Origin of the sequence: Streptomyces sp. NPDC049541, from assembly GCF_044465725.1 — a bacterium.
Taxonomy (GTDB): Bacteria; Actinomycetota; Actinomycetes; order Streptomycetales; family Streptomycetaceae; genus Streptomyces.
Genome location: NZ_JBITLY010000006.1, coordinates 600,417 through 620,732, shown reverse-complemented (window position 1 = coordinate 620,732; position 20,316 = coordinate 600,417). Strand labels below are relative to the sequence as shown.

At 69.5% G+C, this 20,316-nt stretch carries 20 protein-coding genes; 11 read left to right on the top strand and 9 right to left on the bottom strand.

Features of this window, described 5'->3' with window-relative positions; all coding sequences use genetic code 11:
• The first annotated feature begins 88 nt into the window (after positions 1–88).
• Positions 89–664: a hypothetical protein gene (locus tag ACIBW9_RS25465; RefSeq protein ID WP_398958677.1), complete on the top strand. Its 576-nt coding sequence runs from the start codon at positions 89–91 to the stop codon at positions 662–664.
• A gap of 3 nt (positions 665–667) precedes the next feature.
• Here the strand turns inward: ACIBW9_RS25465 and ACIBW9_RS25460 are convergent, their stop codons facing one another.
• The gene (locus tag ACIBW9_RS25460) at positions 668–1,273 is read right to left on the bottom strand and encodes an NADPH-dependent FMN reductase (RefSeq protein ID WP_398958675.1); all 606 of its coding nucleotides are present in this window, start codon (positions 1,271–1,273) and stop codon (positions 668–670) included.
• 86 nt (positions 1,274–1,359) lie between these two features.
• Between ACIBW9_RS25460 and ACIBW9_RS25455 the strand changes: the two genes are divergently transcribed.
• The 4 genes from ACIBW9_RS25455 to ACIBW9_RS25440 all read left to right on the top strand — a co-directional run bounded on the left by ACIBW9_RS25455 (position 1,360) and on the right by ACIBW9_RS25440 (position 5,161).
• Positions 1,360–1,845 (top strand): MarR family winged helix-turn-helix transcriptional regulator, encoded by a 486-nt coding sequence (locus tag ACIBW9_RS25455; RefSeq protein ID WP_398958673.1) that lies wholly within the window; start codon positions 1,360–1,362, stop codon positions 1,843–1,845.
• Positions 1,846–2,228: 383 nt separating this feature from the next.
• Entirely contained in the window at positions 2,229–3,002 is a 774-nt protein-coding gene (locus ACIBW9_RS25450) for a trypsin-like peptidase domain-containing protein (RefSeq protein ID WP_398958671.1), read from the top strand.
• Between the two features lie 217 nt (positions 3,003–3,219).
• Positions 3,220–4,227: an NlpC/P60 family protein gene (locus ACIBW9_RS25445; RefSeq protein ID WP_398958669.1), complete on the top strand. Its 1,008-nt coding sequence runs from the start codon at positions 3,220–3,222 to the stop codon at positions 4,225–4,227.
• Between the two features lie 232 nt (positions 4,228–4,459).
• Positions 4,460–5,161 carry a phosphatase PAP2 family protein gene (locus ACIBW9_RS25440; protein ID WP_398958667.1) on the top strand — a complete coding sequence of 234 codons (702 nt, stop codon included), beginning with the start codon at positions 4,460–4,462 and terminating at the stop codon, positions 5,159–5,161.
• A 179-nt stretch (positions 5,162–5,340) separates the two neighbouring features.
• On the opposite strand, the gene ACIBW9_RS25435 is transcribed toward ACIBW9_RS25440, so the two are convergent.
• The gene (locus ACIBW9_RS25435; RefSeq protein ID WP_398958665.1) at positions 5,341–6,897 is read right to left on the bottom strand and encodes an FAD-binding oxidoreductase; all 1,557 of its coding nucleotides are present in this window, start codon (positions 6,895–6,897) and stop codon (positions 5,341–5,343) included.
• A 339-nt stretch (positions 6,898–7,236) separates the two neighbouring features.
• Here ACIBW9_RS25435 and pstS point away from each other — a divergent pair, with 339 nt between their 5' ends.
• From pstS to pstB, 4 genes are all read left to right on the top strand, one after another.
• Complete coding sequence (gene pstS, locus ACIBW9_RS25430; RefSeq protein WP_398958663.1) at positions 7,237–8,364, top strand: phosphate ABC transporter substrate-binding protein PstS; 1,128 nt, start codon at positions 7,237–7,239, stop codon at positions 8,362–8,364.
• Positions 8,365–8,503: 139 nt separating this feature from the next.
• Positions 8,504–9,508, top strand: a complete 1,005-nt coding sequence (pstC, locus tag ACIBW9_RS25425) for a phosphate ABC transporter permease subunit PstC (RefSeq protein ID WP_398958661.1) — start codon at positions 8,504–8,506, stop codon at positions 9,506–9,508.
• Positions 9,505–10,569: a phosphate ABC transporter permease PstA gene (gene pstA / locus ACIBW9_RS25420; RefSeq protein ID WP_398958659.1), complete on the top strand. Its 1,065-nt coding sequence runs from the start codon at positions 9,505–9,507 to the stop codon at positions 10,567–10,569. Before pstC ends, pstA begins: the two co-directional genes overlap by 4 nt.
• A gap of 43 nt (positions 10,570–10,612) precedes the next feature.
• On the top strand, positions 10,613–11,389 hold the full coding sequence (pstB, locus tag ACIBW9_RS25415; protein WP_398958657.1) for a phosphate ABC transporter ATP-binding protein PstB: 777 nt from the start codon (positions 10,613–10,615) through the stop codon (positions 11,387–11,389).
• A gap of 267 nt (positions 11,390–11,656) precedes the next feature.
• Here the strand turns inward: pstB and ACIBW9_RS25410 are convergent, their stop codons facing one another.
• Positions 11,657–12,655, bottom strand: coding sequence for an anion permease (locus ACIBW9_RS25410; RefSeq protein WP_398958655.1), 999 nt, complete (start codon positions 12,653–12,655; stop codon positions 11,657–11,659).
• A 7-nt stretch (positions 12,656–12,662) separates the two neighbouring features.
• Positions 12,663–13,283 carry a DUF47 family protein gene (locus ACIBW9_RS25405; RefSeq protein WP_351480458.1) on the bottom strand — a complete coding sequence of 207 codons (621 nt, stop codon included), beginning with the start codon at positions 13,281–13,283 and terminating at the stop codon, positions 12,663–12,665.
• Between the two features lie 224 nt (positions 13,284–13,507).
• Here ACIBW9_RS25405 and ACIBW9_RS25400 point away from each other — a divergent pair, with 224 nt between their 5' ends.
• The gene (locus ACIBW9_RS25400; RefSeq protein WP_398958653.1) at positions 13,508–13,846 is read left to right on the top strand and encodes a metal-sensitive transcriptional regulator; all 339 of its coding nucleotides are present in this window, start codon (positions 13,508–13,510) and stop codon (positions 13,844–13,846) included.
• A gap of 114 nt (positions 13,847–13,960) precedes the next feature.
• Here the strand turns inward: ACIBW9_RS25400 and ACIBW9_RS25395 are convergent, their stop codons facing one another.
• The 5 genes from ACIBW9_RS25395 to ACIBW9_RS25375 all read right to left on the bottom strand — a co-directional run bounded on the left by ACIBW9_RS25395 (position 13,961) and on the right by ACIBW9_RS25375 (position 19,139).
• The gene (locus ACIBW9_RS25395) at positions 13,961–14,128 is read right to left on the bottom strand and encodes a hypothetical protein (RefSeq protein ID WP_181922833.1); all 168 of its coding nucleotides are present in this window, start codon (positions 14,126–14,128) and stop codon (positions 13,961–13,963) included.
• 118 nt (positions 14,129–14,246) lie between these two features.
• Positions 14,247–15,074 carry a hypothetical protein gene (locus tag ACIBW9_RS25390; protein ID WP_398958651.1) on the bottom strand — a complete coding sequence of 276 codons (828 nt, stop codon included), beginning with the start codon at positions 15,072–15,074 and terminating at the stop codon, positions 14,247–14,249.
• Positions 15,075–15,333: 259 nt separating this feature from the next.
• A complete protein-coding gene (locus ACIBW9_RS25385) occupies positions 15,334–15,756 on the bottom strand; it encodes an NUDIX hydrolase (protein ID WP_398958649.1) in 423 nt (140 codons plus the stop codon).
• A 52-nt stretch (positions 15,757–15,808) separates the two neighbouring features.
• Complete coding sequence (locus tag ACIBW9_RS25380) at positions 15,809–16,924, bottom strand: CHAD domain-containing protein (RefSeq protein WP_398958647.1); 1,116 nt, start codon at positions 16,922–16,924, stop codon at positions 15,809–15,811.
• Positions 16,905–19,139, bottom strand: coding sequence for an RNA degradosome polyphosphate kinase (locus ACIBW9_RS25375; RefSeq protein WP_398958645.1), 2,235 nt, complete (start codon positions 19,137–19,139; stop codon positions 16,905–16,907). Before ACIBW9_RS25375 ends, ACIBW9_RS25380 begins: the two co-directional genes overlap by 20 nt.
• Positions 19,140–19,515: 376 nt before the next feature.
• Between ACIBW9_RS25375 and ACIBW9_RS25370 the strand changes: the two genes are divergently transcribed.
• The gene (locus tag ACIBW9_RS25370) at positions 19,516–20,055 is read left to right on the top strand and encodes an RNA polymerase sigma factor (protein WP_398958643.1); all 540 of its coding nucleotides are present in this window, start codon (positions 19,516–19,518) and stop codon (positions 20,053–20,055) included.
• Positions 20,056–20,316: the final 261 nt, after the last annotated feature.

Below are 20,316 nucleotides of genomic sequence, written 5' to 3'. Positions count from 1 at the left end.
CCCGGGCCGGGTGGGGGTCAAGTCTGCGTCATGTGGCAGCGGTGGCTGAGAGGGCGGGAGTTGTCCGACGTATGGAGTGGGCATGTGGATGGCGACCCCGAAGAGGGGCAACCCTGTGATCCAGCACCGCATCGTCCTCGCTTCGGCCGCGGGCCTCGTCTGCGCCTTCCTGTTGGGGGCGTGCGACTCCATGAACAGCGGCACTTCCGGTACGGGCGCTGCCGGTGTCGGGCCGGCCACGTCGGCTCCGCCGGTCTCGGCACCGGTCGGCGGCGGGGCGTCCGGGAGCGGGCCGACGGCCTCGACCGTCATGGTGAGGGTCGAGGCCGTCAAGGGCGGGGGCAGTGTGGTCACCGACGGGAAGGGGGCGACCCTCTACCGCTATGGCAGGGACCGGCCGAATCCGTCCCGGTGGACGTGTGCCGGTGCGTGCGTGAAGACGTGGGTTCCGGTCATCGTCTCGGACTCCGTGCAGACGGTCGGAGTCGAGAAGAGTCTGCTCGGAACCGTCCATCGCAACGGCAGGAAGCAACTCACCCTGGGCGGCTGGCCGTTGTACCGGTATGTGGGGGACACGGGGGCCGGGCAGCTGAACGGCCAGGGCAAGGGCGGGCAGTGGTTTGCGGTCACACCGGCCGGGGGCAAGGCCGAGGTGACCGGCTGAGCATCACGTCGTTGCGGCGGGCACGGCGCCTGCCTGCTCCTCCGCCCTGGCCTCGCGCACGCCGCGCAGCGCGCCGGACCAGGCGATGACCTGGTCGAGCATGCCGCCGACCGCGTCGGCGAGACCCTCCGCCGGGACGAAGGAGCCGGTCGCGAACGCGGGCAGCAGGGCGATGGCGGGTTGCGCGCGGACCGTGGCCACCTGGAGCTCGGCGAGCACGAGCCGCAGGGCCTCGGCGGCTCGAACGCCCGCGGCCCAGCCGCCGTAGCTGATGATGCCGGCGGCCTTGTCGTTCCACTCCCGGTAGACGTAGTCCAGCGCGTTCTTGAGCGCGCCGGGAAAGGAGTGGTTGTACTCCGGGACGAGGAACACGAAGCCGTCGAAGTCGTCGATCAGCGCGGACCAGGCGCGGGTGTGCGGGTGCTCGTACCGCTGGTGGGTCGGATTTCCGCCCTCGTCGAGGTTGCCGAGGCGGTGCTGGGCGAGGTCGACGAGCTCGTAGTCGGCGCCGCCGTGGGCGCGTGCCGTGTCCAGCACCCAGGAGGCGATCGACTCGCCCCGGCGTCCGGGACGGGTGCTGCCGAGGATGATGCCGATGCGTAGTGCCATGGTGTTCCCTCCCAAGGAGTTGACGCGTCAACTCTAGGGAGAGGTGAGTTGACGCGTCAACTGCATGGCTCGGTATGCTGCCCGTCATGGCTCAGACGCGGACGCTGGAACCCGAGGAGTGGGAGTTCTGGGACACCTGGATGCGCGCGCAACGCCTGCTCGTCCGGGAGCTCGACCGCGGTCTGCAGCGTGACTGCGGCATCTCGAAGGCCGAGTTCAGCGTGCTGGTGACGCTCTGGCAGGCCCCCGGCCGCGAGATGCGCGTCGGCGAGCTGTCCGAGTCGCTCGACTGGGAGAAGAGCCGCGTCTCGCACCAGCTGACGCGCATGGAGAACCGCGGCTTCGTGGAGCGGACCGAGCACGGCGCCGGTGGCCGCCGTACCGGCATCGGGCTGACCGACAAGGGGCGCGGCGTCGTGCAGAACGCCGTCCTCGTGCATGCCGGGAACATCCGCCACTACTTCCTCGACACGCTCACACCCCAGCAGGCAGCGGCTTTGCGGGCCTGGAGCGGGCAGCTGATCGACCGCGTCGAGCCACGCGACAGCGGGAGCGCCGACGACGCCCGGTAGGACTCCGCCCGGACCGTGTGGTGGGACGAATGTCAGTCCGGTGGCCTAACGTGATGGTGTGGATTCGGAGCGTGAAGGGAGGATGGTGTGACGAGGGTGGAGCCACGGCAGAGAAAGCCGGCGCCGGCGTGCGCGGAGCGTGACGCGGAGGCGGGGTCGGCCGGGGCACCGTACGGTGGTGGCGACGCCGAGGCGGTGGAGAGACGGAGGCAGCGAGCCATGTCCGTGTCGCAGGGCATCCTCCCCCGTCCGTGCCCCCGGCCCGTGGGTGTCGCGTACGGCGCTTCAGCGCGGGATCCGCAGCCGCAGGGAGGACCGTTCACGGAGAGATCCAAGTGAACGCCAGACCTTTTTCTCACCTTCGTGGGTCACAGTGGGCGCCGATGAAGCGCATTCCACGCATCAGCAGGCGTGTCACCAGTCCCCTGTGCGCGGCCGTCGTGCTCCTCGTGCCGGCGCTCACCTCCGCTTCCCTCGCCAACGCGGACGACGGGCCGGGGCCCCTCGGTGTGACCGTGGTCGCGGGGGACAACGCGCAGTCCAGGAAGGTCGGAGCCCTCTTCGACGCCGGCCGGAGATCCTCGCTCGCGGGCGGGCACTTCTGCACCGCCTCCGTCGTGTACAGCCCGCGCCGCAATCTCATCGTCACCGCGGCCCACTGTCTGGCCGGGAGCAAGGACGGGAACCTCGTCTTCGTGCCGGGCTACCGGGGCGGGCGGGCACCGTACGGGGTGTGGACGGTGCGGAAGGTGTTCCTGCCCGACGGGTGGGCCAAGGGGCAGCGCGAGGACAGTGACGTCGCCTTCGCCGTCGTCGAGAACAAGGGCGGCAAAGGCGTCGAGGACGCCGTCGGCGGCAACCTCTTCGTGGCCGGTATGGCGACCGGCGCCACCGCCGTCACCATCACCGGGTATCCCAACACCCGTGAAGTGCCCGTCAGCTGCACCAACAGGCCGACCGTGCACAGCCGTACCCAGCAGCGGATCTACTGCCCCCGCCTTTCCGGAGGAACCAGCGGGAGTCCCTGGGTCAACGGGGACAAGGCGGTCGTCGGGATCCTGGGCGGGCACGAGAAGGGCGGGTTCACGGACGACATCTCGTACAGCGTGGTGTTCGGAGCGGAAGCGGCCGAGCTGTACCGGGATGCGACCAACTGAGCGTTAGAGCTCCGCTCGGGGCGCGGATTTGCGGCTGCGCCGCGCGGTTGGGATGTTCCGTCGATCGCCTGCAGCGCCGTCGTGGCTGGTCGAGCTCACGCGGCGGAGCTGTATGTCGACACAGCCCCGCGCCCCTTTGGGGCACGGTGATCTCCCGGAACACAGCACGCGCCCCTAGACTGACGTGGGCTTCGGACTCCCGGGCGGTGAGGGGCGGTTGACGGTGCGTAAGGCGTGGATCGTTGCCGGTGTTGCCGTCGGCTCTGCTCTGTCCTTCGTCATGCTGCTGGTCGTCGGGGTGTACGTCGTCGCCGGGAACCTCATCAACGGGGTGGGCGGCGGTACCAAGGCCCTGGCCAAGGGGGCCGTGCCCGCCGCGTACTCGGCCATCGTGCAGAAGTGGGGCAACCTCTGCCCCGCCCTCAACCCCGCACTGCTCGCCGCCCAGCTCTACCAGGAGAGTGGATTCAATCCGAACGCCAAGAGCCCGGCGGCCGCGGAGGGGATAGCGCAGTTCATTCCGGGCACCTGGGCCACCCACGGCGTCGACGGCAACGGAGACGGCGTCAAAAACGTCTGGGATCCGGCGGATGCCATCCCGTCCGCCGCCTCGTACGACTGCCAGCTCGCCTCGTACGTCAAGGACGTACCCGGGAATCTGACCGAAAACATGCTCGCCTCGTACAACGCGGGGGCCTACGCGGTGATCAAGTACGGGGGCGTGCCGCCGTACAAGGAGACCCAGAACTACGTCAAGACGATCACCACGCTCGAGGAGAGCTTCGCCGCGCCCGTCAGCCGGGTCGATCCCAGCAAGCAGGCCGCCGGGGCCATCTACTACGCGCAGAAGAAGCTCGGGACGCCCTATCTGTGGGGCGGCAACGGGACCGCCGCGGACAACGGGCGTTTTGACTGCTCGGGGCTGACCAAGGCCGCGTACGAGAGTGTCGGGATCACGCTGCCCCGGGTCGCCAACGACCAGTACAACGCCGGGCCGCACCCCAAGCGGGACGAACTTCTGCCCGGCGATCTCGTGTTCTTCTCCACGGATCCCACCGACTCCCGGGCCATCCACCACGTCGGGATCTATGTGGGCGGCGGTTACATGATCGACGCGCCGAGGACGGGCGCGGTGATCCGGTTCGACCCCATCGACACCTCCGAGTACTTCGGAGCCACGCGAGTCACCGAAGATGGCGCGAAAGCACTGCCCACCACGGTGTGAACCGAGCGTGAAGCCACGCCCTGAGCTGCAGGGATGAGTCTCTCTTCGATAACGTCTGCGTGATCATTCGGTGGAGTGTGGAACGTAGTAACTGGGACCGTGCGTTCCTGTTCTCGTAGTCATCCGACAGTCATCCCGGTGGCTGTCCGCGACGTGACCTACAACCACGGGGGTGGACAAGCGGGCGTGCGCGAGTACGTCCGGCAGCAGACGACGAAGGGGCCGCAGCACCATGGCTGGACTCGCCGAATCCGGGTCGAACCCCGACGTCGACCTGCTCTACGACATCAATGGCCTGGCCAAGGACGCGCCGCACTGGTTCGACCGGGCCGTCTCCTTCGTGGGCGAGTACGGGCTGCTGCTGGCCATGGTGCTGCTGGTGGTGTGGTGCTGGTGGTCCGTGCGGCGGCGGGGGGACGAGGACGCTGCGTCGTCTGTCGCCGCGTTGGTGTGGGCGCCGGTGGCCGCGGCGTTGGCGGTGCTGGTGAATGTGCCGATACGGGGGTTCGTCGAGCGGCCCCGGCCGTTCCGGACGCATGACGGTCTTGATGTGCTGGTGTCCGGGAAGACCGACTTCTCGTTTGTGAGCGATCACGCGACGATCACCATGGCGATGGCGGTGGGAGTGTTTGTCGCCAACCGGAAGTTCGGGGTGGTGGGGATCGGGTTGGCGCTGCTTGAGGGGTTCTGCCGGGTCTATATGGGTGTGCACTACCCGACTGATGTGGTCGGGGGGTTTGCGCTGGGGACGGCGGTGGCGTTGTTGCTTTCGCCGGTTGCCATGCTGCTGCTCACGCCTGTGGTGAAGGCTGTTGAGGGGTCGGCCTGGGGTGGGTGGATGGTTCGGGCCCGGGGGCGGGCGGTCGTGGGGCAGGGTGCGTTGATCCCGGGGGCTCGGCAGGAAGCGGCGGAGGAGCGGGACCTGGCGGCATAGGTGCCCCGGGGGTGGGCTGACGTACGGGATGTGTGCTTGCCCGCGCGTGCGGGGTGCCGCTCTCTTTGGGTCGGGCCCCGCCCCAGCGGCACGATTGCCCGAAGCTACGCCGGCTGCCCGAAGCTACGCCGGCTGCCCGCAGCTACGCCGGCTGCCCGCAGCTACGGCAGCGGAGGCGGCTACAGCGACTGGGGGTATGTGAAGAAGCGGTTCGGGTCGTACTGCTTTTTCAGCTGGGACAGGCGGGACGCCGCATCCCCGTAGTACGCCTGGCGCCAGTTCGTCAGGGTGGGGTCCGTGTAGTTCTGGTAGGCCGCGCCCGAGGCGTACGGGCGCATGGCGGTGTGGGTGTTGGCCAGCCAGGTCTGGGCCGCCCCGCCGGTGGTGCCGGCCCGCCAGGAGGCGAGGTACTGGGCCAGCATGCGGGAGCGGCGGTGGACGAAGGCCGTCGCGGTGGGGGAGACCCGGTTGACCGCGCCGCCCAGGGCCGTCAGCGCGATGCTGCCCGCGCCGCCCGGGACCGACGTGATGGTCCTCAGCAGGGTCTGGATGCCCGCCGCGGAGATCGAGCGGTCGAAGAAGTCCGAGCGGGCCGTGTAGGTCTCCCGGCCCAGGGCGCCCTGCGGGTTGCGGTTCGGGGTGGAGCCGGGGAGGTGGCACTGGGCCTCGGTGCGGAACGAGGAGCAGCCCGCGTACGCCTCCATCGCGCCCTCGTAGGTGTGCCGCTTGAGCGTCTCGCTGCGGGCCGGTGCGCCGACCGCCGCGACCAGGCGGTCGAGGGCGTTCTGCAGTTCGCCATAGGTGCCGATCGAGAACGCGGCTACCGACACGGTGGGCGAGCCGCCGTTCTCCAGATGGCAGGAGGACCAGATCTCGTCGGGCTGGTCGGGGCCCCACTCCTGCCAGGCCTTCACCACGGCGGCGGCCTTCGACCAGGGCCAGGTGAGGTACGCGGAGACGGCCTGCGGGGCCGGGTGGGTCTTGAAGTGCAGTTCCGTCACGACGCCGAAGTTGCCGTTGCCCGCGCCGCGCAGCGCCCAGAACAGGTCCTTGTTCTCCGTCGCATGGGCGGTCAGCTGCTTGCCGTCCGCAGTGATCAGGGTGGCCTGCGTGAGGCTGTCGCAGGTCAGGCCGTACGCCCGGGAGACCACGCCGTGGCCGCCGCCCAGCACCAGGCCCGAGACGCCGACCGAGGGGCAGGAGCCCGCGGGTATCGTCACGCCCTTCGCGGCCAGCGCCCGGTAGACGTCGATCAGCTTGGAGCCGGCGCCGACGACGGCCTGGCCGCCGCTCACCCGGATCTGCTTCAGCTTCGAGACGTCGACGATCAGCCTGCCGTTGCCGGAGGACCAACCCGCGTAGGAGTGGCCGCCGTTGCGGATCGCGACCCGGATGTTGTGGGCGCGGGCGTAGGCGAGCGTCGTCCGTATGTCGTCGGCGTGGGCCACATAGGCCACGGCCGCCGGCCTCAGGCCGTCGAAGCGGGTGTTGTACAGCTGGTGGGCCGTGGTCCAGGTGGCCTCGCCCGGGCGTATCAGGGCGCCGTCGAGGTCGCGGGAGAGCGCGGTCCAGTTCGCCGGGGCGGCCTGGGCGGACGTCGACCTCATCGCCGTACCGGAGGAGCCGGACGACGCGGAGGTGCTGGTGTCCGCGTCGGCGGACCCGCCCCTGCAGGCGGCCGTGGCCACCGCCGCCAGCGCGGCCGCGCCGCCGCCGATGAACGTACGACGTTCCATGTAGCGCCCTCCCGGATTGCTCTCGGGGAACGAGACGGCTCGCCGATCACACGGGTTCCCGCGGAAGTGTCACCGCTGTGTCACCGTGAGCGCAGCCACCGGGCCCGGCTGGAACCTGCGTGTGCTCTCCCCGTGAGCATTCCGTGACCTAACCACACCGTCGGCAGGGGTTCACCTGTCGTTCATTTCCGGCCGTAGGCGCCTTCACCTGGTCTGCTTAATTTCGGCCTTACGCGATGTGGGCCGCGCCTCGGGGGAGGTGCGTCCTGCCGTCGCCGGGACTTAAACCTCGCACGCCGCCGAATTCAGGACGGCGGCTCCTGGAAGGAACTCTTTCAAGTGAAGCTTCAGCGCATGAATCGGCGGGCCATCGCCCTCGGTGCTCTCGCCGCGTCGAGCGCCCTGGTCCTCACGGCGTGCGGCTCGGACAACACCGGCGGCGGCAGTGGCGGCGCCAGCGCTTCCTCCACCACCGGTGCCAGCAAGATCAAGTGTGACGGTGCCAAGGGCCAGCTGCTCTCCGACGGCTCGTCGGCGCAGAAGAACGCGATCGACGCGTGGGTGGCGCAGTTCTCCCAGGCCTGTGGCGTGCAGATCAACTACAAGGCCGGCGGTTCCGGTGCGGGTGTCACCTCCTTCACGCAGGGCCAGCTGGCCTTCGCGGGTTCCGACTCGGCGCTGAAGCCCGAAGACGTCACCGCCTCCAAGAAGGTCTGCACGGGCGGCCAGGGCATCGACCTTCCGATGGTCGGCGGCGCGATCGCGATCGGCTACAACCTCTCCGGCGTGGACAACCTGGTCCTGGACGCCCCGACCATCGCGAAGATCTTCGACAGCAAGATCACCAAGTGGAACGACCCGGCCATCGCCGCGCTGAACAAGGGCGTCAAGCTGCCCGACCTCAAGATCCAGGCGTTCCACCGCTCGGACGAGTCCGGCACCACGGACAACTTCACCAAGTACCTCAAGGCCACGACGCCCGACAACTGGAAGTACTCCGGCGGCAAGGCCTGGCAGGCCAAGGGCGGCCAGTCCGCCGCGCAGTCCTCCGGTGTGGCCGCCCAGGTCAAGCAGACCAACGGCGCCATCGGCTACTTCGAGCTGTCCTACGTCACTGACGGCGTGAAGGCCGCCAGCATCAACACCGGTGCCAGCGCGCCGGTCGCCCCGAGCAGCGACAGCGCCACCAAGGCCATCGCCGACGCGAAGGTCGTGGGCACGGGCCAGGACCTGTCGCTCAAGCTGAACTACAACACCAAGGCCGACGGCGCTTACCCGATCTCCCTGGTCACGTACGAGATCGTGTGCGACAAGGGCAACAAGGCGGACACCCTGCCCGCCACCAAGGCGTTCCTGCGCTACATCGCCTCCGAGGACGGCCAGGGCCTGCTGCCGGGCCTGAAGTACGCGCCCGTCCCCGCCGACATCATCGCCAAGGTCCGCACCACCATCGAGGGCCTCAGCTGATCCGAGTGCGGTCCGGTCCCGGGCCTGAAAAACCCGGGACCGGACCGCATCGTCCGGTGCACCGCCGCCACGAGCCGTACCTCCCGTACGGCTTCGCAGAGCCGCACTTCGCGTGAGGCTCCGCAGACCGGAGAACCCGATGGACACTTCCACACAGATAACCGACGCTCCCCCACCCGCCCCGCAGCCCACCGCCGAGCAGAAGCGCGCGGCTCGCGGCGCCACCCGACCCGGTGACCGGATCTTCCTCGGTCTCTCCCGTGGGTCGGGCATCTTCCTGTTGGTGGTCATGGCCGCGATCGCGGTCTTCCTGACCTACCGCGCCTCCCTCGCGATCAGCAAGGACCACGGCAACTTCCTCACGACCTTCGAGTGGAACGCCACGTCCGTCCCGCCGGTCTTCGGCATCGCGGTCCTGGCCTTCGGCACGGTGGTCTCCTCGATCATCGCCATGGTCCTCGCCGTGCCGATCGCCGTCGCGATCGCGCTGTTCCTCACGCACTACGCCCCGCGCAGGCTGAGCGGTCCCATCGCTTACGTGATCGACCTGCTCGCCGCCGTACCGTCCATCGTGTACGGCCTGTGGGGCGCCCTGATCCTCGTACCGCACATGAACGGCCTCTACGGCTGGCTGAACGACTACTTCGGCTGGACCGGCATCTTCTCCTGGGACGGCGGTGCGCCGCGCTCGATGCTGACCGTCGGCATCCTGCTCGCGATCATGATCCTGCCGATCATCACCAACGTGAGCCGCGAGGTCTTCCGCCAGGTCCCGCAGATGCACGAGGAGGCGGCTCTCGCCCTCGGTGCCACGCGCTGGGAGGTCATCCGCATGGCGGTGATCCCCTTCGGGCGCTCCGGTGTGATCTCCGCCTCGATGCTCGGCCTCGGCCGTGCGCTCGGCGAGACGATGGCCGTCGCCACCGTGCTCTCCCCGGACTTCCTGATCCACGGCAGCCTGCTCAACCCGGGCGGCGGCACCTTCGCCCAGAACATCGCCTCCAAGTTCGGTGAGGCCACGGAGCAGGGCCGGGACGCGCTCATCGCCTCCGGTCTGGTCCTGTTCGTCATCACCCTGCTGGTCAACGGCGCGGCCCGCATGATCATCGCCCGCCGCAAGGAGTACTCGGGGGCCAACGCATGAGCCACAGCGCCAACGCCGCCACCGCGGAAAGGCCCGTCAGCACGCTGCGCGGTGCCAGCCTGCCGAAGTGGTCGCCCTGGGCGATCGCCGCCGGCTCGCTCGCCGTGGCGGTCGCCATCGGCCTCGGTGCCGGTCTCGACAGCAAGGTCCAGTGGGGCCTGATCGCCGGGCTGATCTTCCTCGTCGCCACGTACGTCATCGCCGCGAGCGTCGAGGGCCGTCGTCAGGCCAAGGACCGCATCGCGACCGGCCTGGTCTGGGTGGCCTTCCTGCTCGCCGTCGTGCCGCTGGTCTCCCTGGTGTGGGTGACCATCTCGCGCGGTGTGAAGGTCCTCGACGTCTACTTCCTGACCCACTCGATGGGCATCGTCGCCGACTCCCAGCCGGGCGGTGGCATCTACCACGCGATCATCGGCAGCCTCGAGCAGGTCGGCCTCGCCACGCTGATCGCCGCGCCGATCGGCATCCTCACTGCGATCTACCTGGTCGAGTACGGCCGCGGCAGGCTCGCCCGGGCCGTCACCTTCTTCGTCGACGTGATGACGGGTGTCCCGTCGATCGTCGCGGGTCTGTTCATCCTCAGCCTGATGCTGATCTTCGAGTTGGAGCCCTTCGGCTTCGCCGGTTCGCTGGCCCTGGCCATCCTGATGATGCCGGTGGTCGTGCGCTCCACGGAGGAGATGCTCAAGCTCGTCCCGAACGAGCTGCGCGAAGCCTCCCTGGCGCTCGGTGTGCCGAAGTGGCGCACCATCCTGAAGGTGGTCCTGCCGACCTCCATCGGCGGTATCACGACCGGCATCATGCTGGCGATCGCCCGTATCACCGGTGAGACGGCTCCGGTGCTGCTGCTGGTGTTCGGCAACCGGTTCATCAACAACAACCCGTTCGAGGGTGCGCAGCAGTCGCTGCCGCTGTACATCTATCAGCAGTACGCGGCAGGCGCGGACGCGTCGTACGACAGGGCCTGGGCGGCCTCGCTCACCCTGATCGCCTTCGTGATGATCCTGAACCTGGTGGCCCGCGGCATCGCCCGCTGGAAGGCCCCGAAGACCGGTCGCTGACGCGGCCATTGGCGACCGAAGAAACCCTGGAAGTGACGTAATCATGGCCAAGCGAATCGACGTAAGCGGGCTCACCGCCTACTACGGCGCCCACAAGGCGATCGAAGACATCTCGATGACCGTCGAGCCGCGTTCGGTGACGGCGTTCATCGGCCCCTCCGGCTGCGGCAAGTCGACGTTCCTGCGCACGCTCAACCGTATGCACGAGGTCACGGCCGGCGGCCGGGTCGAGGGCAAGGTGCTGCTCGACGACGAGGACCTGTACGGGCAGGGCATCGACCCGGTGTCCGTGCGCCGCGAGGTCGGCATGGTGTTCCAGCGGCCGAACCCGTTCCCGACGATGTCGATCTTCGACAACGTGGCGGCGGGGCTGCGGCTGAACGGCTCGTACAAGAAGGGCGAGCTCGCGGACATCGTGGAGAAGTCCCTGAAGGGCGCGAACCTCTGGAACGAGGTCAAGGACCGGCTGAACAAGCCCGGTTCGGGGCTTTCCGGTGGTCAGCAGCAGCGTCTGTGCATCGCGCGGGCGATCGCGGTGGAGCCGAAGGTGCTGCTCATGGACGAGCCCTGCTCGGCCCTCGACCCGATCTCGACGCTCGCCATCGAGGACCTGATCGGTGAGCTGAAGGAGCGGTTCACGATCGTCATCGTGACGCACAACATGCAGCAGGCGGCGCGTGTCTCGGACCGTACGGCCTTCTTCAACCTGGCGGCCGTCGGGCAGCCCGGCAAGCTGATCGAGATCGACGACACGGAGCGGATCTTCTCCAACCCGTCGGTCCAGGCGACGGAGGACTACATCTCCGGCCGCTTCGGCTGAGCCATCGAGACCCCTCGCGGTGCTGCATGGCGGTGCCACCGCGAGGACGATGAAGGGCCCGCCCCCGGCTTCCGGGGGCGGGCCCGTCGTCGTACCCGGGGGCTGCCGCCCCCAGACCCCCGCTTCGGCCCTCAAGGGGCCTCGTCCTCAAACGCCGGACGGGCTGAAAGATCAGGCCCCGGCCGAAGAAAAAAGGATCAGACCCCGGTCGCGAAAACTCAGCCCCTCCGGCGTTTGAGGAGCGGGGGTCCGGGGGCGAGAAACCCCCTACAGGAACGCCAGGTTCACGATCCCGAAGGCGCCCGCCGCCACCAGTGCCGCCGCCGGCATGGTGATGAACCAGCCCAGGATGATGTTCTTGGCGACGCCCCAGCGCACCGCGTTCACGCGCTTCGTCGCGCCGACGCCCATGATCGCCGAGGTGATGACGTGGGTCGTCGAGATGGGCGCCTTGAAGAGGAAGGCCGTGGTGAACATGATCGACGCACCGGTGGTCTCGGCCGCGAAACCCTGCGGCGGATCCAGCTCGATGATCTTCCGGCCCAGTGTGCGCATGATGCGCCAGCCGCCCGCATAGGTCCCGAGCGACAGCATCACCGCGCAGACGATCTTCACCCACACCGGGATGGGATCCCCGAAGGTCTCGTGGCCGGAAATCACCAGTGCCATCACGACCACGCCCATCGTCTTCTGGGCGTCCTGCAGGCCGTGGCCGAGCGCCATGCCCGCCGCCGACACGGTCTGCGCGATGCGGAAGCCGCGCTTGGCCTTGTGCGGATTGGCCCGGCGGAAGATCCACATGATCGCCAGCATCACCACATAGCCGACGATCAGGCCGACCACGGGCGAGACGAACATCGGGATGACGACCTTGTCGAGGACTCCCGACCAGTGCACCGTCGTACTGCCCGCCAGTGCCGCGCCCACCAACCCGCCGAACAGGGCGTGCGAGGAGGAGGACGGGAGGCCGTAGTACCAGGTGATCAGGTTCCAGACGATCGCGCCCACCAGGCCCGCGAAGAGGATGCCCATCCCCTTCGAGCCCTCCGGCGTCGCGATCAGGCCCTCGCTGACCGTCTTGGCCACACCGGAGCCCAGGAAGGCGCCTGCCAGGTTCATGACCGCGGCCATGGCCAGCGCCGCCCGCGGCGTCAGCGCCCGCGTCGACACCGACGTCGCGATCGCGTTCGCCGAGTCGTGGAAGCCGTTCGTGTACGTGAAGAAGAGCGCGACCGCGATGGTCACGACCAGAGCGAAGGTGTCCATGGAGGGGTCAGGACTCCTTGACGGCGATGGTCTCCACCGTGTTCGCCACGTGCTCGAACGCGTCCGCCGCCTCCTCCAGGACGTCCACGATCTGCTTGAGCTTGAGCACCTCGATCGCGTCGTACTTGCCGTTGAAGAGATGCGCGAGCAGCTTGCGGTGGATCTGGTCGGCCTGGTTCTCGAGGCGGTTGACCTCGATCCAGTACTCGGTCAGATTGTCCATGGTGCGGAGGTGGGGCATGGCCTCCGCCGTCAGCTCGGCGGCCCGCGCAAGGACCTCGATCTGCTGCTCGACGCCCTTGGGGAGTTCCTCGACGTTGTAGAGGACGACCAGGTCGACGGCCTCCTCCATGAAGTCCATGATGTCGTCGAGGGACGAGGCGAGGGAGTAGATGTCCTCGCGGTCGAAGGGCGTGATGAACGAGGAGTTCAGCTGGTGGAAGATCGCATGCGTGGCGTCGTCACCCGCGTGTTCCGCGGCCCGCATACGCTCTGCGATCTCGGCCCGGGCAGGTGCGTCCGCCCCGAGCAGTTCCATCAGGAGCTTCGAGCCGGTGACGATGTTGTCCGCGGATGCGGCGAACATGTCGTAGAAGCTCGTCTCCCTGGGGGTCAGACGAAAGCGCACGTGGGGTCCTCGGGGTGCTTCGGTTTCGGTCAGGCTGATGCTAGGCGCATCATCCGGCCACGGCTAATGGGCCGTCCCCCAGTGTCGCCCATCGGGCAGAGTGGTCGGCACGGGGGCGGTGTGCAGGCCCGGTCCCGACAGGGACCAAGGGCCGTATACCCAGCGAAGTTCGATACCATATACCCACCAGGGGTATATGTCCGCATGTCTTACGGGAGGACGCGATGACGACCACCGAGGCCGGCGCGACGGCGCCCTCCGACGACAGCACGCTGAATGCGACGCACGGCTACCACAAGCAGAAGGACGAGCACCTCAAGCGCCTGCGCCGGATCGAGGGCCAGATCCGTGGCCTGCAGCGGATGGTCGACGAGGACGTCTACTGCATCGACATACTCACCCAGGTGTCCGCCTCCACCAAAGCCCTGCAGTCCTTCGCGCTGCAACTGCTGGAGGAACACCTGCGGCACTGCGTCGCCGATGCGGCCGTCCGGGGCGGTGACGAGATCGACGCCAAGGTGGACGAGGCGACGAAGGCGATCGCCCGGCTGCTGCGCACCTGAACCTGCCGGGAGGCCTCGCCTCCCGCTGGGCCCCGTCGTTGGGGTCAGCTCGGCGTCGCGGGCCGGGCTGCCAGGCGCAGTTTCCTACGGTCGACCTGATCCGAACGACAGGGGCTAGTCGCCGGAGGCGGCGCGTTCCTCGGCCACTTTCAGCACCTCGTCGATGCTCTCCAGGCTGAGCCGGTCCTCCGCGGCCGAGGCCGCGATGATCAGCTCTCCGCACAGCTCGATCTCGGCGAGGGCCACGTGGTCCTGAACTGCCGTACCGCCGACCGGAGCCACGTGCATCACCTCATCTCTGCCGTTGCCGACTTCCTAGAGTAGGGAGCGGCCTACACACTGCGCATGGCACGGACGGGCTAGTTCTTGACGCCCGGAAATCCTCCTCCAGCAGGGCCCGCTACTCGGCGATCTTCCCTGCGTAGATGTCCTTCGAGGCCGGCAGGCGTACGTCGACGGGGGCCCCGAAGTCGTACAGCAGCGCCGTCGAGGCGACCGCCACGGTGCCCTTCTGCAGGCCGTTGACGAAGCTGAACCGGTGCCGGATCTTGCGGATGCGGCCCTGGTCGTCGAGGTAGACGTCGAACGGGACCTCGGCCGTGGCGAACCCTTTCGCCGCCGCCGACAGCGCCTCCCTCACGCCCTTCGAGGCGTGCCGAGCGGCCAGGGTGAGGTCGGCGGTGCCGCGGTAGTGCCGCACCTCGACGCCGGCGAACTCGGTCCGGCCGAGACAAGTCGCCGTGCGCGTCCCGCGCAGCAACTCGGCCGCGGCATACGGGTCGGTGGCGCCGCCGGTCACCAGGTTGCCGTCGGAGAGGGTGGCGGTGTCGACCCGTACCCACTTGTCGGCGGGCACGCCCGCGCCCCGGTTCTTCATGAACAGGGCGCCGGGCGCGAGGAGTTCGGTGATCGGGCGGTGGTCGTCGGTGCCGGCCGGGCTCTGCGGGAGTTGCACCTTCAGCCGGCCGATCTGCCGGCGGTAGTTGTAGTCGCCCTCGCCGCGGATGGTGACGCGGGTGCCGCCGATGGCCATCTCCATCGAGGTGGTCGCCCTTGAACTGCCCGACTCCACCAGGGTTTCGGCGGCGCGGTGCAGGATCTCGACGGGGTCGGAGGCGCGGGGGTCCTCGGCGGCGGACCCGGTGCCGGAACAGCCGCCGGCCCCCATGCAGACGCAGACCATCAGTCCTGCCGTGACGATCGTCCCCCTGTGCTGCCGCTCCGCCATCGCCGTTCTACCCCCAGCCGGTACGTCCGTCACGGGCCCCCTGTCGTTCCGGATAACGACGGCCGGGGTGGGGCCGTCACGCGCATACCGTCGCCTTACTCGGGGTGGGTAACGTTGTCAGCGTGGCGCAGCAGGAACATCGCACGACGACGGTCGAACAGGGCCGGTTCTGCATGGCCCGGTGCAGCTGCGGCTGGCGTGGGCCTGCCCGCAGAGCGCGCAGCCAGGCCCGGGCGGACGCCGAAGGGCATGCGAGCCTTCAGGCGTGACGGAGTGTCGTCAGTAGTTCGTCGACGAGGGTGCGGTCGCGGTACTGGGTCAGCCGGCTGCGGGCCGCGGCGGGGGAGAGCCACAGGATGCGGTCCACCTCCGTGGTGGGGGTGAAGCTGCCCGAGACCGCCTCGGCCGCCCAGTAACGGACCTGTTTGGGACGGCCATTGGCGAAATAGCGCAGGGTGGACAGCTCGGCGCCCGGTTCGGCCGTGTAGCCGGACTCCTCGGCGACTTCGCGCAGCGCGCCCGCCAGGTGGTCCTCGCCCCGCTTCAGCTTGCCCTTGGGGTGGGACCAGTCGTCGTACTTCGGCCGGTGGACGAGACAGATCTCCAGCTCGCCGTCGACCGGGGAGCGTCGCCACAGGACGCAGCCGGATGCCTGCACGATGGTGTCGTTGGTGTGGGCCACGGGTGGGTCACCGCCTCCTTCGACAGGGGTTGTGGGCGCCGGGCCGACCGGCTCAGGGGGTGCTCACCGCCTGCTTCTGCCAGGACTGCTGGAAGGCGAAGCGGGCCGCTTCCACTTCGTGCCGCTGGTCCGCGTGGAGCACGCCGAGGGCGTACGCCGTCGCCGGGGCGATCCGGGGGGTACGGGCCGCCGAGGCCGCGGCCGCCGCCGCCTCCGAGGCGTCGCGGTGCCGGTCCAGGGCCTGGCCCGCGGTCAGCAGGCGGAGGTCGGTCGGGCCGCCGGTGCCGTGGAGGGCCTCGCGGGCGTAGCGGTGCAGGCGCAGCAGCAGGCGGACCTGGTGCCAGGGGGCGTCCTGGGGGTGCGGGGAGGGGTCCGGGGAGAGGCCGTGGATGAGGGCCTCCGCGTTGTAGGGGCTGCCCGCGGTGACCAGGGGGAGCGCGGTGATGGCGTCGGTGAGGCGGTCCTCGGCTGCGGCGGCGAGGGGGCGGAGGGGGGTGGTGGGGGCGGTGGGAGTGAGGGGGACTTCGCTGGCGAGTACGGCGATCTTGTCTGCTACGGCGTGGAAGCGGGAGGAGCCCAGGGCCTGGAGGGCGGTGCTGTGCGCTCGTGTGCGGGCGAGGGTGAGCTGGCGCTCCAGCAGCGCGCCTGCTTTGGCTGCGCCAACTGTCAGGTTTCCGCGGTCTGTTGTGGGGGCGGGGGTCGGGGGGCCGGGGGCGGCTTGTGCCGTTGTGCCCACCCGTTCCGCCCCAGCGGAACGACTGCCCACAACGGCGCCGATGGCTGAAGACGTGGCCGCCGCTGCAGACTGGGCCGGGAAGACCGTTGCCCCGGACAGCCTGTGCAGGGCCAGCAGCAGTCGTTCCTGCCTTGCCGCGTAGGCGTGTTCCATGGCCAAGGTGCCGGAGAGCCAGGCCAGTTCGGGTTGGAGGGACTCCGACCAGTCCGGTTCCAGGAGGGGGCGGAACGTGTGCAGGCTGGCGCTGATACGGCGGACCGAGCGGCGCAGGGCGCGGGCCGCGTCGACCGGGTCCTCCGCGCCGTTGGCGGTCGCACCGCCGGTCTCCCGGTGCAGCCGCAGGGCGCGGAGGAACTCCGTGGCCTGGGCCCTCAGGTAGCCCGCGAGGGCCTCGCCTGTGGGGTCCGTAGGGTCAAGGTGTTGCTGTGCCACGCCGGCGCCTCCGGGCGTCTATGAGCATCTCCTGGATGTTTCGCAGGGGCCCGCCGTCCGCGTCGGTGGCGTGTCGCGTCCACTCGCCGTCCGGGCCGAGGTGCCAGGAGGCGGTGGTGTCGGACATGCCGGTCTCCAACAGCCGGTTCAGGGCGGCGCGGTGGGCCGGGTCGGTAACCCTGACCAGGGCCTCGATACGGCGGTCGAGGTTGCGGTGCATCATGTCGGCGCTGCCGATCCACACCTCGGGCTCGCCGCCGTTGCCGAAGGCGAAGACCCTGGAGTGTTCGAGGAAGCGGCCGAGGATCGAGCGGACCCGGATGTTCTCCGACAGGCCCGTGACGCCGGGGCGGATCGCGCAGATGCCGCGCACCCACACGTCGACCGGCACACCCGCCTGGGACGCCCGGTAGAGCGCGTCGATGAGGGCCTCGTCCACCATCGAGTTGACCTTGATGCGGATGAAGGCCGGACGGCCCGCACGGTGGTGCTGGGCCTCCTTGCTGATCCGCGCGATCAGTCCGTCGCGCAGGGACTTGGGGGCGACGAGGAGCCGGCGGTACGTCTCACGGCGCGAGTAGCCGGAGAGGCGGTTGAAGAGGTCGGAGAGGTCGGCGCCGACCTGCGGGTCGGCCGTCAGCAGGCCCAGGTCCTCGTACAGACGGGCCGTCTTGGGGTGGTAGTTGCCCGTGCCGACGTGGCTGTAACGCCGTAGCGTGTCGCCCTCCTGACGGACCACCAGGGACAGCTTGCAGTGGGTCTTCAGACCGACCAGGCCGTAGACGACGTGGCAGCCGGCCTCCTCCAGCTTGCGCGCCCACTTGATGTTGGCGTGCTCGTCGAAGCGGGCCTTGATCTCGACCAGGACCAGGACCTGCTTGCCGGCCTCGGCCGCGTCGATGAGCGCGTTGACTATGGGGGAGTCGCCGGAGGTCCGGTACAGGGTCTGCTTGATCGCGAGGACGTCCTCGTCCTCGGCCGCCTGCTCCAGGAACGCCTGCACCGACGTGGAGAAGGAGTCGTACGGGTGGTGCAGCAGCACGTCCCGGCTGCGCAGCGCGGCGAATATGTCCGGCGCGGACGCCGACTCGACCTCCGCGAGGTCGCGGTGGACGCCGGCCACGAACTTCCGGTACTTCAGCTCGGGACGGTCGAGGCCGGCGACGCGGAAGAGGCCCGTGAGGTCCAGGGGGCCCGGCAGCGGGTACACCTCGGCCTCGCTGATCTTCAGCTCGCGGACCAGCAGGTCCAGCACCTCGCGGTCGATGGACTCCTCGACCTCCAGGCGCACCGGCGGCCCGAAGCGGCGCCGCATGAGCTCCTTCTCCAGGGCCTGGAGCAGGTTCTCGGCGTCGTCCTCCTCGACCTCCAGGTCCTCGTTCCTGGTCAGCCGGAAGGCGTGGTGCTCCAGGACCTCCATGCCCGGGAACAGCTCCTCCAGGTGGGCGGCGATGACGTCCTCTATGGGGACGTAGCGGCCGGGGGAGCTCTCCAGGAAGCGGGACAGCAGCGGCGGCACCTTGACCCGGGCGAAGTGCTTGTGGCCGGTGACCGGGTTGCGTACGACCACGGCCAGGTTCAGGGAGAGGCCCGAGATGTACGGGAAGGGGTGCGCGGGGTCGACCGCGAGGGGGGTGAGCACCGGGAAGATCTGGTGGCGGAAGAGGGTGAACAGGCGGGCCTGCTCCTTCTCCGTCAGCTCGCTCCAGCGGACCAGGTGGATGCCCTCCTCCGCCAGGGCGGGGGCGACGTCCTCGTGGTAGCAGGCGGCGTGCCGGGCCATGAGTTCACGGGAGCGGGCCCAGATCATCTCCAGGACCTCGCGGGGCTGGAGGCCGGAGGCGGAGCGGGTGGCGACACCCGTCGCGATACGGCGCTTCAGACCGGCCACCCGGACCATGAAGAACTCGTCCAGGTTGCTGGCGAAGATGGCGAGGAAGTTGGCGCGCTCCAGCAGCGGGGTGTTCGGGTCCTCGGCGAGTTCGAGGACCCGCTCGTTGAACGCCAGCCAGCTGCGCTCCCGGTCGAGGAAACGGCCCTGCGGCAGCTGAGGGCCGTCGTACGGCGACTCCTCGTAGGCATCGAGGTCGGCATCGATGTCGGGTTCCAGGTCGGAGACCGCGGCGGCCACCGTGTGCGGGCGGTGCGCGGCGATGGAGCCCACGGAGGGCTGCGCGTGCTGGACCTGTGCCTGGGCGGTGTCTGGCTGACTCATGAACCCATTCTTCCGCGTTCCCAGCGATACGGGCGCGTCGGAAGCCGCGGGTGGGAGTGCCTTTACGGAGCCAGGGCCGGAGCTGAGGGCGTCCCCGTTCCCTGCGGGCCCCTCGGGGGGCGGCGAAGGCTGTGGCACGGAGGGCGTCATTGGCCGAGCGTCGCAAGCCTGTCTGAACCGTTGGTTACGGCGACATGGCGTGCGGGATATCTGGGGGCGGCTCCGGGGCGTCTACGTCCAGGGGAGTGCCGTCACGGACTGCCGGGAGCCGCCCCGAGAATACGTAGGTCCGTCCCGCCGGGGAAGGACGTACGCGCATCGGATGCCTCACACGGTTCGCGTGAACCGATCCGCGGGGCCGGTCCGATGAGGGGACGTGAGCGAAACGAGAAGCGACGGTGAGCTGCTGCGGGCCGCCGCGGACGGGGACCGGCGCGCCTTCGAGGAGCTGTACCGGCGGTACGCGCCGTGGCTGACCGCCCGGCTGCGCGGCCGGTGCGCCGATGTGGGCGTGGTCGACGACGTCGTACAGGAGACGTTCCTCGCGATCTGGCGGGGCAAGGCCCGCTACCGCGAGGACGGCGACGTCGCCGGCTGGCTGTGGCGGATCGGCTCGCGGCGGCTGATCGACGCGCTGCGGGGCGACGGGGCACGGGGGCGGCTCAGGCAGGCGCTGACGCGGCTGCGGCACCGGGACGAGGCGTCCGCGGAGGAACGCGTGCTCGCGGGGGTGGAGCACGGGGACCTCGCGGGCGCCCTGGTCCGGCTCTCACCGGAACTGCGCGCGGTGCTCCAGGCCACCGTCATCGACGGCCTGACCACGAGGGAGGCGGCCGTCCTGCTCGGGATACCGCCGGGCACGGTCAAGACACGGGCGATGCGGGCCCGAAAGCAACTGCGGGAGGCGCTGACGTGAGCGGGCGGATGTGCGAAGGGGCCTGCCGGGCCGTGCGCAGGTGTGGGAGGGGGGACATCGGTGGGCTGCTGTGTGATCGGGGCTGTGGGGTCGCGTGCAGGTGTGGGAGCGCTGACGTGAGCGGGTGGGTGCGCGATGGGGGCTTCCGGGGTGTGCGCAGGGCCGGGAGGGGCGTTGTCGGCGGGTTGCTGTGCGATCGGGTCTGCCGGGTCGCGTCCGGGTGTGGGAGCGGGGACAGCGGTGGGCTGCTGTGTGATCGGG

Coding starts and splice junctions, on each gene's coding strand:
- ACIBW9_RS25465 (WP_398958677.1), top strand. CDS start 89: ATGGCGACCCCGAAGAGGGGCAACCCTGTGATCCAGCACCGCATCGTC.
- ACIBW9_RS25460 (WP_398958675.1), bottom strand. CDS start 1,273: ATGGCACTACGCATCGGCATCATCCTCGGCAGCACCCGTCCCGGACGC.
- ACIBW9_RS25455 (WP_398958673.1), top strand. CDS start 1,360: ATGGCTCAGACGCGGACGCTGGAACCCGAGGAGTGGGAGTTCTGGGAC.
- ACIBW9_RS25450 (WP_398958671.1), top strand. CDS start 2,229: ATGAAGCGCATTCCACGCATCAGCAGGCGTGTCACCAGTCCCCTGTGC.
- ACIBW9_RS25440 (WP_398958667.1), top strand. CDS start 4,460: ATGGCTGGACTCGCCGAATCCGGGTCGAACCCCGACGTCGACCTGCTC.
- ACIBW9_RS25435 (WP_398958665.1), bottom strand. CDS start 6,897: ATGGAACGTCGTACGTTCATCGGCGGCGGCGCGGCCGCGCTGGCGGCG.
- pstC (WP_398958661.1), top strand. CDS start 8,504: ATGGACACTTCCACACAGATAACCGACGCTCCCCCACCCGCCCCGCAG.
- pstA (WP_398958659.1), top strand. CDS start 9,505: ATGAGCCACAGCGCCAACGCCGCCACCGCGGAAAGGCCCGTCAGCACG.
- pstB (WP_398958657.1), top strand. CDS start 10,613: ATGGCCAAGCGAATCGACGTAAGCGGGCTCACCGCCTACTACGGCGCC.
- ACIBW9_RS25410 (WP_398958655.1), bottom strand. CDS start 12,655: ATGGACACCTTCGCTCTGGTCGTGACCATCGCGGTCGCGCTCTTCTTC.
- ACIBW9_RS25400 (WP_398958653.1), top strand. CDS start 13,508: ATGACGACCACCGAGGCCGGCGCGACGGCGCCCTCCGACGACAGCACG.
- ACIBW9_RS25390 (WP_398958651.1), bottom strand. CDS start 15,074: ATGGCGGAGCGGCAGCACAGGGGGACGATCGTCACGGCAGGACTGATG.
- ACIBW9_RS25375 (WP_398958645.1), bottom strand. CDS start 19,139: ATGAGTCAGCCAGACACCGCCCAGGCACAGGTCCAGCACGCGCAGCCC.